At 65.4% G+C, this 11,817-nt stretch carries 10 protein-coding genes; 5 read left to right on the top strand and 5 right to left on the bottom strand.

Going from position 1 to position 11,817, the window contains the following annotated elements:
- Window positions 1-2 precede the first annotated feature (2 nt).
- Window positions 3-1,139 carry a glycosyltransferase family 4 protein gene (locus tag B0E47_RS04070; protein WP_139351322.1) on the top strand — a complete coding sequence of 379 codons (1,137 nt, stop codon included), beginning with the start codon at window positions 3-5 and terminating at the stop codon, window positions 1,137-1,139.
- Window positions 1,136-2,263 carry a glycosyltransferase family 4 protein gene (locus tag B0E47_RS04065; RefSeq protein WP_077512735.1) on the top strand — a complete coding sequence of 376 codons (1,128 nt, stop codon included), beginning with the start codon at window positions 1,136-1,138 and terminating at the stop codon, window positions 2,261-2,263. Before B0E47_RS04070 ends, B0E47_RS04065 begins: the two co-directional genes overlap by 4 nt.
- Here B0E47_RS04065 and B0E47_RS04060 read toward each other — a convergent pair.
- The 5 genes from B0E47_RS04060 to B0E47_RS04040 form a co-directional block, all read right to left on the bottom strand.
- Window positions 2,260-3,183, bottom strand: a complete 924-nt coding sequence (locus tag B0E47_RS04060) for a flavin reductase (RefSeq protein ID WP_077512734.1) — start codon at window positions 3,181-3,183, stop codon at window positions 2,260-2,262. The two genes, B0E47_RS04065 and B0E47_RS04060, sit on opposite strands and share 4 nt — an antisense overlap.
- Before the next feature lies 1 nt (window position 3,184).
- A complete protein-coding gene (locus tag B0E47_RS04055) occupies window positions 3,185-3,757 on the bottom strand; it encodes a class I SAM-dependent methyltransferase (protein ID WP_254422795.1) in 573 nt (190 codons plus the stop codon).
- A gap of 100 nt (window positions 3,758-3,857) precedes the next feature.
- Window positions 3,858-4,685 carry a class I SAM-dependent methyltransferase gene (locus B0E47_RS04050; protein WP_254422794.1) on the bottom strand — a complete coding sequence of 276 codons (828 nt, stop codon included), beginning with the start codon at window positions 4,683-4,685 and terminating at the stop codon, window positions 3,858-3,860.
- A gap of 169 nt (window positions 4,686-4,854) precedes the next feature.
- Window positions 4,855-6,072: a nucleotidyltransferase family protein gene (locus tag B0E47_RS04045; protein WP_077512731.1), complete on the bottom strand. Its 1,218-nt coding sequence runs from the start codon at window positions 6,070-6,072 to the stop codon at window positions 4,855-4,857.
- On the bottom strand, window positions 6,047-7,558 hold the full coding sequence (locus B0E47_RS04040) for a radical SAM protein (RefSeq protein WP_077512730.1): 1,512 nt from the start codon (window positions 7,556-7,558) through the stop codon (window positions 6,047-6,049). Before B0E47_RS04040 ends, B0E47_RS04045 begins: the two co-directional genes overlap by 26 nt.
- A gap of 254 nt (window positions 7,559-7,812) precedes the next feature.
- Between B0E47_RS04040 and B0E47_RS04035 the strand changes: the two genes are divergently transcribed.
- From B0E47_RS04035 to B0E47_RS04025, 3 genes are all read left to right on the top strand, one after another.
- A complete protein-coding gene (locus B0E47_RS04035) occupies window positions 7,813-8,850 on the top strand; it encodes a serine kinase (RefSeq protein ID WP_254422793.1) in 1,038 nt (345 codons plus the stop codon).
- 59 nt (window positions 8,851-8,909) lie between these two features.
- On the top strand, window positions 8,910-9,521 hold the full coding sequence (locus tag B0E47_RS04030; RefSeq protein WP_077512729.1) for a peroxiredoxin: 612 nt from the start codon (window positions 8,910-8,912) through the stop codon (window positions 9,519-9,521).
- A gap of 159 nt (window positions 9,522-9,680) precedes the next feature.
- Complete coding sequence (locus B0E47_RS04025; RefSeq protein ID WP_077512728.1) at window positions 9,681-11,444, top strand: ABC transporter ATP-binding protein; 1,764 nt, start codon at window positions 9,681-9,683, stop codon at window positions 11,442-11,444.
- The last annotated feature ends 373 nt before the right edge of the window (window positions 11,445-11,817 follow it).

The raw sequence follows: 11,817 nt of genomic DNA, 5'->3' as shown, positions 1-11,817 counted from the left end.
CGATGGCGGCCCTGCACGTCGCACAGCTCAACTTTCTGCCGGCATCCGCGGATCTCGCACCGAGCCAGGTGCTCGAGCAATGGCATTCGCTGGTGGACATCGCCGACGTGGTGGCCAGTTCCGGCACCCGGGTGTCGGTGATCCAGGCGGCGGCGTGCGAGGATCTGATCACGCGTCACGGCGTCGACTACCACTTCATCGACATCCGCGGACTGGAAGTGGCGAGAAACCGCGCCCGCCGCTTCGCCAGCCTGCTCGACGACCTCAAGGTCGATGTGCTGCACGGGCATGGACTGGCTTTCGGCGAAGAGGCGTTTGCGCTGTCGCAATGCCTGCCGCAGCTGCCGATCATCATGCAGGACCACGCCGACCGGCCGCCGCGCTGGTGGCGAAGGCCGCAGTGGCGGCGTTGGCATGCGGCCACATCCGGCGTGGTCTTCACCGCGCCCGAGCAGGCGCAACCGTTCACCCGCGCGCGCCTGTTCGATCCGCTGGCGCGAATGTTCGCGATACCGGAATCCAGCTGTCGCTTCGCACTGGGCGATCGTGAGCAGGCGCGTGCCGAGACCGGGCTGCATGGCGATCCCTGCGTGCTGTGGGTGGGGCATCTGAGCGCCGGCAAGGATCCGCTGAGCGTGCTCGACGGCGTGTCGCGCGCGGCAGCGCAGCTGCCTGACCTGCAGCTGTGGTGTGCGTTTGGCAGCGCGCCGTTGCTCGACCAGGTGCGGCACCGCATCGAACACGATCCGCGGCTCAAGGGGCGCGTGCACCTGCTGGGCAAGGTGGCGCATGCGCGGGTCGAGGTCTTGATGCAATCTGCGGACGTGTTTGTCTCCGGCAGCCACTCCGAGGGCTCCGGCTACGCGCTGCTGGAAGCGCTGGCCTGCGGCGCGATGCCGGTAGTCACGGACATTCCTTCGTTTCGCGCGCTGACCCGCAACGGTCATGTCGGCAAGCTGTGGCCCTGCGGCGATGGGGTACGGCTGGCCGAGGCGCTGGTCGATGCCGCGGCTGACCGACCGTCGCCGGCACAGGTGCGCGCGCATTTCGACGCGACACTGTCGTTCGCCGCGGTGGGTCGCCTATGGGCCGCCGCCTACGAGCAGGTTCGCGACGACCGGCGACGGAGAAAGCCGTGAAGCTTGCGCTGGTGGTGCCGGGTGGCGTGGATCGCAGTGGCGAATTCCGCGTGATCCCGGTACTGCTGGCGCTGATCGAGCGACTGGCGCGGGGGCACGAAGTGCATGTCTTCGCGCTGCAGCAGGAAGCCGTCGCGGGCCGCTGGGAACTCGCCGGCGCCACCATCCACAACATCGGCGAGCGCTGGACGCGACTGCGCGCGATCGCGGCGATCCGCGCGGAACATCGCCGCGCACCGTTCGATCTGATCCACGCGATCTTCTCCGGCTCCTGCAGCCTGGTTGCCGTCACCGCGGCAAAACTTCTGCGGCTGCCTAGCCTGGTGCACATCGCCGGTGGCGAATTGGTCGCCCTGCACGAGATCGACTACGGTGGACGACGGCTGTGGAAGGGACGGCTGCGCGAAGCAGTGATCCTGCGCGGCGCCGATGTCATCACCGCGGCCAGCGCGCCGATCATCGATGCGCTGCAGGCGCTCGGCCTCAAGGCGCAGCGGGTGCCGCTCGGCGTCGACCTGCAGGCCTGGCCGCCGCTCGCGCCGCGCACGCGCGGCGCGACGCGGGCGCGATTGATCCACGTTGCCAGCCTCAACCGCGTCAAGGATCAGCCGACGCTGCTGCGGGCGCTGGCGGTGCTGGCTGAGACCGGGCTGGAATTCCAGATGGACATCGTCGGCGTGGACACGCTGCAAGGCGAGATGCAACGACTGGCTCGCCAGCTTGGGCTGGAACAGCACGTGCACTTCCATGGATTCAAGACGCAGCGCGAATTGCGCCCGATGATGGAGGGCGCCGACCTGCTGGTGATGTCGTCGTTGCACGAGGCTGGCCCGCTGGCCCTGCTGGAGGCCGCAGTGGCAGGCGTGCCTGCAGTCGGCACAGCGGTCGGGCACTTCGTGGAGTGGTCGCCTGCGGCGGCATTGGCTGTGCCCGTCGGAAACGCGCCGGCACTCGCGGACGCCATCCAGCGAATGCTTGGCGACGAGGAGCTGCGGCTGCGCGTGGCCGCGACGGCGCAGTCTCGAACGATCCGCGAGGACGCCGATTACACGGCCCTCGCATTTGAAGCGATCTACCTGCGTTTGCTCGGCGATACTTCGCATGTAAGTGATTGCACGGGCTAGGCCTCCCCAAACGGTGCGCGCTGCCGGCGACGGTAGGCCTGATGAAAGCCTGCCGTGTGATGCAGCTGCGTGCCTTCTTCCAGCTGTTCGTCGGAAACGATGCGGCCAAGGAACAACATGTGCGAGCCGACCTCCTGGCTATGCACGATGGTCAGCTCCTGAATGCGCAGCGCCGCGGCAGCGGCAGGAATGCCGAATTCCCGCGACGGTCGAACTGGGAACGGCAGCGCACTCCAGTCCTGGAGCGGGTGCTTGTGATGCTCGGCGAGCTTGTAAATGGCTGCCTTCATCGGCGCAGGCATGTTGGACAGCGCAACCTGGCGCACTTCACGCATGACGGGTACGGAAATGTTGGTGTTACGCAGCGCTAGCGAAAAAAGTCCGCTCCGTTGCAGCGGGCCGATCAAGTCCATGGGAAAGATATTCTGGTGACCCGGCGCGTCGACCGAGACAAGCACGACCGGCCGCGGGCACAGGTAGGCGATCATCAGCTGCTGTACTGCGGTAGGCTCCGGGGCGAAGTGCTGCGGTGCGCGACTCTTCCGCATGAGGCGGTTCTGCAACCAACCGTTCCATGGGCGCAGCGGCCAGCCGAGACAGCGGTGCTCGCCAGCGGCGACGTGGTAGAGCGTGAGCGTCGATTTTTCGATAACGATCGACGTCGCCTGCACCAGACGCAAGAATCCGAGCAGCTTTCCGCTGGCGCTGTCGCGGTACTCGAGTACCGGATGTTGACCGGCATCGAGACTGGTCGCGATCACCAGTGGCACGAGCGAAGCCACGGTGTGATCCGCGGTGACATCGGCCGAGTGGCCATCCCAATGCAAGGTGGCCGTGACCACCTGTTGCGGAGGCGCCACGGCAACCACCGACCATTGCGGCAGGGGGCGCACGTACGGTCTTATCCAGTCCTTCCACATGTCAGGTCCGCCGGAACTGCAAGAACATGTACGGATCGGTAGCCCATCCGAAGCCATGCGGAATGAGGCGTTCCAGCAGGAAATGCGGTTTCGCTGCCCGCGCCACGATGCGTGGCGTAAAACGATGGATGCGGCTTTCGCTGGCGATGGCGTAGTGGCCACGGCGCAGAAGATTCATGACGTTTGCCCGCCACCAGCCGTAACGCGCATCACCGAGGTAATAGGGGTTGAGCATGCTGGCCAGGACAAAGCCGCCATGGTGGACCACGTGCGACAGCTCCTCGAAAAGTGACGTGTGATCCGCGAAATGGTTGAGCACGGCGAAGTTCGCCGTGACGGCCTGCACCTTGCAGGCAAGTGGCGACGCCACGGCGATCATGGTTTTGCGGGTGATTTCGTCGCGACAGTACTGAACCAGATATTCGCACATCGCTGCCGACGGTTCATGCACGAAAGTCAGGTGCCCGTCGGCGGCATAGGTCTTGGCATCGATACCGGTGCCGGCGCCGAAGTCGAGCACGGCTGCTCCCGCCGGCAGCAGATCCAGCGCCAGCTTCTGAAACCTTTCGCGCACCCGCCGGTCTCGCGGCGAGGCCAGCATGAATTGGTGGTACTGCTCTCCGGTATGCACGTCGTCGATTACCTTGCTGGCCCACTCATGGTCTTCGTCACGGTCATGCGCCTTTGCGCGCTGCGTAAAGCCGGAACTTCGAGGGCTCCCGTCTGCCACGAAGTTTCGCCACGAGGGGGCGCATCGCCCAACGCAGGCCGTACCATGGACGATGTACTTGCCAGCGGATCGACAGCGCATCTTCCATGCTGCGCAGGCGCGCGTCGGTAAGGTAGGCGAGCGTGGTGATGGCATCGACCGCCACGCCATGACTTTGCAGGAAGGCTGCGCGACGCTCGGCAAGCATCTGTCTGCCGCTTTCTTCGCGGGCGTACCACGGCGTATCGATGATGATTATCAGGCCGCCCGTTCTCACGCAGCGCAGCGTTTCGCGCAGGCTGGCCTCGTAGTCTTCGGCGTAGTGAAACGAGGCATTGAACACGGCGACATCGAACTGTTCGTCGGCAAATGGAAGCCGGCGGATCTCGGCCTGGAAACGCGGAAAGAGTTTCGGCAGGCGCGTCCGATAGTGCCGGGCGGCGCCCAGTCCATCCTGATCATTGGTGAGCAGGTCCACGGCACAGGGTCGATATCCGGCCAGCGCCAGGCGATAGCTCATCCAGCCGTTGCCCGCACCAAGATCCAGGATCCGGCTGCCACGCTCGGTGCCATCCAGCAGATGCCGGACAAGGTAGTCGTAGCTGCGCGCCCTCATCTGCCACTGCTCGCGGTTTCTTCCGGACGTATCCCGGTAGGGCAGGCCAAGGTAGAAGTCAGCGCTCGCGCTGCCGCGGCCCTCCGACTCCCGTATCCGTTCGTAATCCGCGATGAAGCGGGCGTGGTGCGCAATCGACTCCGGCGGCAGCGCATGCGCGATGCCGTCGTCGATCACGATGGAGAACCTGCATGCAGGGCATTCCAGTCGGTCGATGCCGGTGCCGCAACGGGGGCAGCGCAGCCGGATGCCTGACAGCGATGAATCTTCGCCGACAGGGCAGGCGTGCTGCGCGTCCATTGCCCATCGCTCTCCGGTTGCGTGTCGAGTCATTGACAGGCCGGCGTCAGGTCGCGGAAGCCGGCACGTCCAGTGCCGCGCGCACCACGTACAGCGTGTCCATGCGCGGCACGTGCCGGGTGAGCAGGGTGAGGATGCGCCGGCCCTGGTTGTGCCGAACCCAGCTTTGTCCCTGCAGCCACAACTGCGTCCGCACCATGTCGGCACGCTCCCTGACGGCTTCCTGTGGAGGCTTGACGCGATTCCTGACGTAATGTCCGACTTCGCGCAAGGAACGCGACCATTCGATGCCGGCGAGCGCATGCAGCCACAGATCCGAGCACGACACCTGGGTCAGCGTCTGATGACGCGAGATGGCCCGCAACAGCGGAGGACAGTTGCGTTCGAGCCGGACAAGTACGACGTCGGGAATTGCGCCCGGGTAGTAGCGTGCAACCAGGCGCAACGGTGGCAACGCCCACCATGGAGCGTCGGCCGCATGTTCATCCCACAACACGTTCCAGTCGTCCGCGCCCATGCGCGTGGCCAGCAGCGCGATGTCGTTCAGATGCAGCAGGCGCAGGCTGCGTCCACAGATGTTGCCCGCCGCGTGCAGCAGCAGGTGATTCATCAAGGCGCCGTTCGACGGATATGGATTCAGGCCGGGCACAGGCTCGCGTGGATAGATCTGCCCGGTGATGTCGATCGCCGATACCGGCAGCCGCTCCTGGATGCGGGTGTGCAATTCGATATTGACCGGCGTGTCGCGATGTTCGCCAAGTCCTGCGGCGGGCTGGCCCGTCGCCGGCTTGAAGACCTGATGCTTCCACGCAACGAACGACTCCACGTAGCCGAGCTCCTGCAGCAGCTTGATCGTCGGCGCGGCATCATGCTCGCGGACCAGCAGATCGATGTCGGCCATCGGCCGCTCACCCGGCATATAGATGCCCATCGCATGCAACGCGGAGCCCTTCAGCGCGACGACGGCCAGCTCGGAGGCGCGTGCGCCGCTGTCGATGCGTTCCAGCAGTGACGCGATGCGTCGATGGCGCAGCTCGACATGTTCGCGCTGGCTCTCGAGAAACTGTCTCCACTGCGGGTTTTGCCAGCGGGAAACTTTGCACAGCAGCGGCGACACGCCGTGTGCGGCGGCGGCGGCCGCGGCCAGTCGCCATTCGAGATCGCTCCATTCCGGCGTCGTGCTGCCTGGCTGCGCCAACTCCGCGGCAAGCGCTTCGGTGGTGCGGCGCAGGCCGGCTCTAACGGTTCTGAGCGGTGGCAGCATGACGTAGCGCCTGGGGATGGCCCTGCTCCGTCGCGGGCGGCATGGTGGCGTCTTCGTTGCGGTGTGCCTGCTCGCAGGCAATCAGCGCATGCCATCGCGCATCGAGCGCTGCAGTGTCCTGACGGTAACGCTCCGGTTCCATGCCGACTTTCGCTTGCTGCAGGGTGACCTGCTCGTGCAGCAGGTCGCGCACGCGACGATAGAAGTCCGAGTCATAGGCGCCACGGAACATCATGGCCAGGTCGTCGCTGTCCTGCCAGTTCGTCTTCGCGCCGAGCTGGGCCTTGACCCGCTCGTAGAATTTCGTGCCGGGCAGCGGATAGGAAACGCTGACGCCGATGTCGTCCGGCGCGGCCTGCGCAACCAGTTCGCGGGTGGCCAGCAGATCGGCCAGTTGCTCGCCCAGGTAGCCGAGCTGGATGAAGAAGCCCACGCGGATGCCGCGCTCGCCCAGCCGCATGCGGGCGGTGATCAGGTCGGCGACCTTGGTGCCCTTGGTCATCGCGTCCAGCACGCGCTGGCTGCCGCTCTCCGCACCGATCCAGGCCTCTGCGCAGCCAGCCTGCTCGAGCGCATTGGCCATGCGCTCGCTGATCAGGTCGGCGCGGGTCTGGATGGTGAACGGCACCGATCCGTCGGCAGCGCGCAGGTGCTCGGCGAACTCCGTCACCCAGTCGACGTGGAAGCCGAAGATGTCGTCGGCCAGCCAGATGTGATCGGGTCGGAATGTCTGCTTCAGGTAAGTCATCTCCGCCGCGATGTCCTGCGGACCGCGCTGCTTGTAGTGGTTGCCCCAGATCGGCTTGGCGCACCAGTTGCAGCGGAACGGACAGCCGCGCGACGCGGCCATGTTGAGGCTGAAGTAGCCGTGCCGTTCGTGCCACATCGCGCGATAGCGTTCGATATCGACCAGATCCCACGCGGGCCGCCCGGCGAGTCGCGGATCCGGCGGCTGTGCGCCCAGGCGTACCAATTGCGTCTGTCCATCCACCAGTGTCGCGACACCAGCCAAGCCGGATGTCCACTGTGCGGTGGCGATCTGCGGATCGCGGTCCAGCCGTTCGATCAATTCGACCAGCGCCGCGATGCCTTCACCGATCAGCACGGCATCGGCGCCTGCCGCGAGAAAGGCATCCGGATGGTCGGAAGCGTCGGAGCCTGCAACGATCACCCGGGCGCCATGAGTGCACGCCTCGGCGATCATCTGGCAGGCTGCCTCGCGCATGCGGCCGAGACACATCTTGGTCAGGTAGTTGAAGTTGTCCTCGTAGATGACCACCACGTCCGGCTGTGCGGGCTGCAGCGATGCCTGATAGTCCTCGACGCCGTCGGCCAGCATCGCGTCGAACAGGCTGGTGGCGTGTCCCATCTCCCGCAGCAGCGCGGCGACCTGGATCGTGGCGAGCGGGGGATAGGGCTTGCCGCGCTCCCATTGCTTCCGGTCGTAACTCAGGAAGTAGGAGTGGCCAACCTGGATATTCAGCATCGCGAAGGGTCTCGTAAGCCGTGGGGCAAGCGGCGCCAGCGCATCGGTGCCGGGGGTGCCGGCTCCAACGATCAACGTTGACTGGACGTGGGTGCCTGTGCGGGCGGCTTCGGTTGCCTTTGTGCGAAAAATATTCGGATGCCGTGCGCTGCAAACGGTCATCGACGCAACCTTTTCCTGGCGAGGCGGCACCTACGGGCCGACCCATTTGCATCGACGCAAAGCGGTGCCCGGCAATCGGAAGGCTGAAACTTTTGATCGACGACGATGGCCTTGGTTTCTGCGCTGGCGTTCAAGACGCCGGCGCAGACCCTTTTTGCGAGCGGCCCGCCGACCGCCGCCATTCGGTGTGCCGGCAGATCCTGGGTGGATGCTTTCGCTTCGAAAGCACCAGCGCCGTGCTGCTGGATCTGGTCGAGGCCGCTTACGCCGGCCTGCCGTCGCACCACCTGCCGATGGCTGCGCCGGAATTTCGCATCGAGCTGCGCCTGTTGCCGCGACAGGTTTCGCCGAATCCTGCCGAACCGCCGATGGTGCGGGTGCAATCCGGCGCGGGCCTGCTCTGCGGCGTGATGGATGCGTCGAACTATGTGGTGTTGGCGCCAGAACAGCGCCGCGGCCTGGTGGTGGCATCCGAAGACATGCTCGGCCATCCCTATCATCTGCGCTACGAACTCATCGAATTCGCGGTCTTCACCCTGGCGACGCGCGGACTGGGTCTGGTGCCGCTGCATGGCGCCTGCGTCGGCGCGCAGGGGCGCGGCATCCTCCTGCTGGGAGCCAGCGGCTCGGGCAAATCGACGCTGGCCTTGCACAGCCTGCTGCAGGGGCTGGATTTTCTCGCCGAGGATGCTGTCTTCGTGCAACCGGAGAGCATGCTCGCCACCGGTGTCGCGAATTACCTGCACGTGCAGGCCGATGCGCTGCGGTTCATCAGCGACGAAGCAACCCGGCGATGGATCAACCAGGCGCCGGTCATCCGCCGCCGCAGCGGCGTCGAGAAGTTCGAGGCCGATTTGCGGCAAGGCCATGGCCGGCTCGCAGCGGTTCCACTGGAGCTGGTCGGCGTGGTGTTTGTTTGCGACCAACCGGCGGATGATCCCGATGTCTTGTTGAGCGTTATCCCGCAGCACGAAATCGCCGACGGGCTGCGCGCCGATCAGGCGTATGCGTCCGGACAGCCGGGCTGGCATCGCTTCGAACAACAGATGATGCAGCTGGGTGCTCATCAGCTACGCCGGGGGCACCATCCGCGGGATGCCGCCACCGCGTTGAGCCGGCTTCTGGGATGATGCCGTCGAACGCGTCCGGTGCCACACTGGAAAGGGTCACTTCAATGAGGGTCACAAAAATGAACAAGCGTCTTGCAGGATCGATGGCACTCGGCGCGCTGATCGCGCTGGCTTCGGCGACACCGGCTGTTGCCGCACTCGGGCCCGGCGCCACGGCACCGACATTCACGGCCCAGGCCAGCCAGGCTGGCAAGGAGTTCACCTTCTCCCTCGCTGACGCCCTCAAGAAGGGGCCGGTGGTGGTGTACTTCTATCCGTCGGCCTATACGGGCGGCTGCGATCTCGAAGCGCATACCTTTGCGGTCAACCGCGACAAGTTCGACGCGGCCGGCGCGACCATCATCGGGGTGTCGGCTGACAGCATCGAGCGCCTCGATGCCTTTTCGGCGGATCCGAAATACTGCGCGGGCAAGTTTCCGGTCGCTTCCGATGCCGACGTCAAGGTCGCGCTTTCCTACGACCTGAAGGCCATCGCGGCGCAGCCGGGCATGAACGATGTGCGCGGCGTGGCGATCGATCACGCCTTCATCCCGCGCACCACTTTCGTCATCGACAGCCACGGCAAGATCGTCGCCGCGCTATCCTCGGAGACCGATCATCTGCGGCCGGACGAGCATGTGAAACGGTCGCTGGCCATCGTGCAGCACCTGCAGGCTGGCAAGACGCCGTAAGCCGCTCAGGCAACGCGACGGCGTTGCGCAACCTTTTCCCGTGCCGGCCGCACTTACCGACATGGGAAAACCTGCCCGGAGTAGTGCCGCTCTGAATCGCCACGAAGTGCCAATGATGCCGCGGTCGATGCCGCCGGCCAGCGGCGCGGGCCTGTAAGGATGTCGGGCCAGTCATCGTCGGCATCGGATCGGGTCCTCGATCTGCTGCGTTCGCTGATGCGCACGCTCAGCGCCAGCGAACTCGCGGAAACGGCGGCGTATGTGGTGTTGTCGCTGGGCGCGGCGTTTGCCGGCAGTCTCGCGGCGGTGCTGCTGGTGCCGCTGGTCCAGCCGGGGCATACGTTGCCGTTCGGCAGCGTGTTGTTCGACGCACATCGTAGTGTCGAAATGCAGGCGCTGATCTTCGCCGCAGCGATGGTTGTGTTTGCCTTGCTGCGCTGGCAGGCGGCGCGCCTGGGCGCGCGCCTGGTAGGTCGTTACGGCATGAGCCTGCGCCGTCGGGTACACGCGCGCCTGGTCGACGCTCCCCTGACGTCGTTGGCGGATTCGACGTCGGCGGAAATCGCCAACGTCCTCACCCATAACGTCGAGCTCATCGTGCAGGGTTTCAGCGCCCTGCAGCAATTGCTGATCGCCGGCGTCACCGCCGCCGTCAGTCTCGGTTTCGCGTTCTGGGTATCGCCACCCTTGATGCTGGCGGCGCCGCTGATTGCAGCTCTGGGGTTGCTGGCATCGCGCGCCTATGGCCGCGAGCAATCGTTGGTCGGTCGCCAGTACGTCGTGGACATGACGCGATTGTTCTGGCACAGCGAGGATTTTCCGCGGCGCCTGCGCCACGTCCGCTCGTTCGGCAAGGAGGATGTGGAGAAGGAAAGTTACGGCGCCATTTCCGCGCGGCTGTGCCACGGCTACCGGCGCCAACTGGAGCTGGTGGCTTCCGGGCGGCTGATGCTCGAACTGCTGGCAGCCGCGGGGATTGCGGCGCTGTTCGTGCTCGCCCATCGCTGGCACGGCATCGATCAGTCGTCGCTTATCGCGGTGTGTCTGCTGCTCGGACGCCTGCTGCCTTATCTGGTGTCGACTCGGCAGAGTTTTCAGCAGCTGCGTTCGGCCGCGCCGGCATTCGAATTGTGGCAGCGCTATATGAATCTGGATTCGGCCCGGTCATCCGTGGCGCCATCGCGCGCGGTGACTTCCGGTAGTGCGCTGCATATCGAGCGGATGCGCTTGATACCGCCCACCGCCGGTCTCGATGTCGGCGACCTGATGCTGGTGCCCGGAGAACTGACTCTGGTTTCCGGTGACTCCGGCATCGGCAAGAGCAGCCTGGTCGACGTTCTGGCCGGCATGATGACGCCGGAGGCGTTTGTGGCACGCGCAGATGGGCGGCTGATCGATTTTGACGAGTACCGCGAGCTCGTGCGGCATGGTGCCTACGTCAGCCAGAGTGTCCGGCCCTGGCAGCATTCCGTGCGCGAATGCCTGTTGTGGGCGGCACCCGAAGCCACCGATGAAATGTTGCGCAGCGTGCTGACGGACGTGGGACTCGACAAGCGTTTGGCGAGTTCGCAGCGCGGACTCGATACGGCACTGCACAGCTCGTCGAGCCGGCTTTCCGGCGGCGAGTTGCAGCGACTGCTGCTGGCCCAGGTCATCCTGCGCCAGCCTTTCCTTGCCCTGTTGGACGAGGCTACCAGTGCGCTTGATGCAGCCTCCGAGATCGTGGTTCTTGCAGCGCTGAAGCGCCGTCTGCCGCAGACGGTGCTGATTGTGGTGTCGCATCGGCCCGGCGTGGCGACAATCGCGGACCAATGTCTGGACATCGGCAACGATCTCGTCGCGACGGTGACCAGGAAAGCGGATCTCCGGCGCGCAGCGCCTTTGTTCGGTTCATCGGATCGGTTCAAGTCCTGGATGCAGTGACCCGGGAAGTCGTGCGCCATGCCGTGACGACCGTACGGAATGCCGACCCATGACCACGCGCTGATCAGGCAAGTGCGACCCGGTCTTCGAGCCGATGGTGGATTACGCCAGCCACGCCATGAAATCGGTCGCGTGAGGTAGCCACGGTGGCGGAGAAGGGCGGTTGGCCATGTTGGCAAACGGCATCCAGTCAGCGCTGCAGCACTGAACCAGCCACTACCGCAGCGCAGCAAGCTTGCTGCGCTTCATCCGTAGTAGCGTTCGCCCGAGGGGAATGTGGCGGCAACACCCGTGTTGACCTGCCGGATGCGGCGGGTTTCGGCGGGCGCGCCGGGACATTCCGCTGTCACAATCGGCCGACAGTGACCTTTCA

The organism is Rhodanobacter sp. B05 (genome assembly GCF_002001085.1).
In the GTDB taxonomy this organism is placed as follows: domain Bacteria; phylum Pseudomonadota; class Gammaproteobacteria; order Xanthomonadales; family Rhodanobacteraceae; genus Rhodanobacter.
The sequence above is the reverse complement of the archived record's forward strand: the minus strand, read 5'-3'. Positions and strand labels throughout refer to the sequence as shown.

Coding starts and splice junctions, on each gene's coding strand:
- B0E47_RS04070 (WP_139351322.1), top strand. CDS start 3: ATGGCGGCCCTGCACGTCGCACAGCTCAACTTTCTGCCGGCATCCGCG.
- B0E47_RS04060 (WP_077512734.1), bottom strand. CDS start 3,183: ATGTGGAAGGACTGGATAAGACCGTACGTGCGCCCCCTGCCGCAATGG.
- B0E47_RS04045 (WP_077512731.1), bottom strand. CDS start 6,072: ATGCTGCCACCGCTCAGAACCGTTAGAGCCGGCCTGCGCCGCACCACC.
- B0E47_RS04040 (WP_077512730.1), bottom strand. CDS start 7,558: ATGCTGAATATCCAGGTTGGCCACTCCTACTTCCTGAGTTACGACCGG.
- B0E47_RS04030 (WP_077512729.1), top strand. CDS start 8,910: ATGAACAAGCGTCTTGCAGGATCGATGGCACTCGGCGCGCTGATCGCG.
- B0E47_RS04025 (WP_077512728.1), top strand. CDS start 9,681: ATGTCGGGCCAGTCATCGTCGGCATCGGATCGGGTCCTCGATCTGCTG.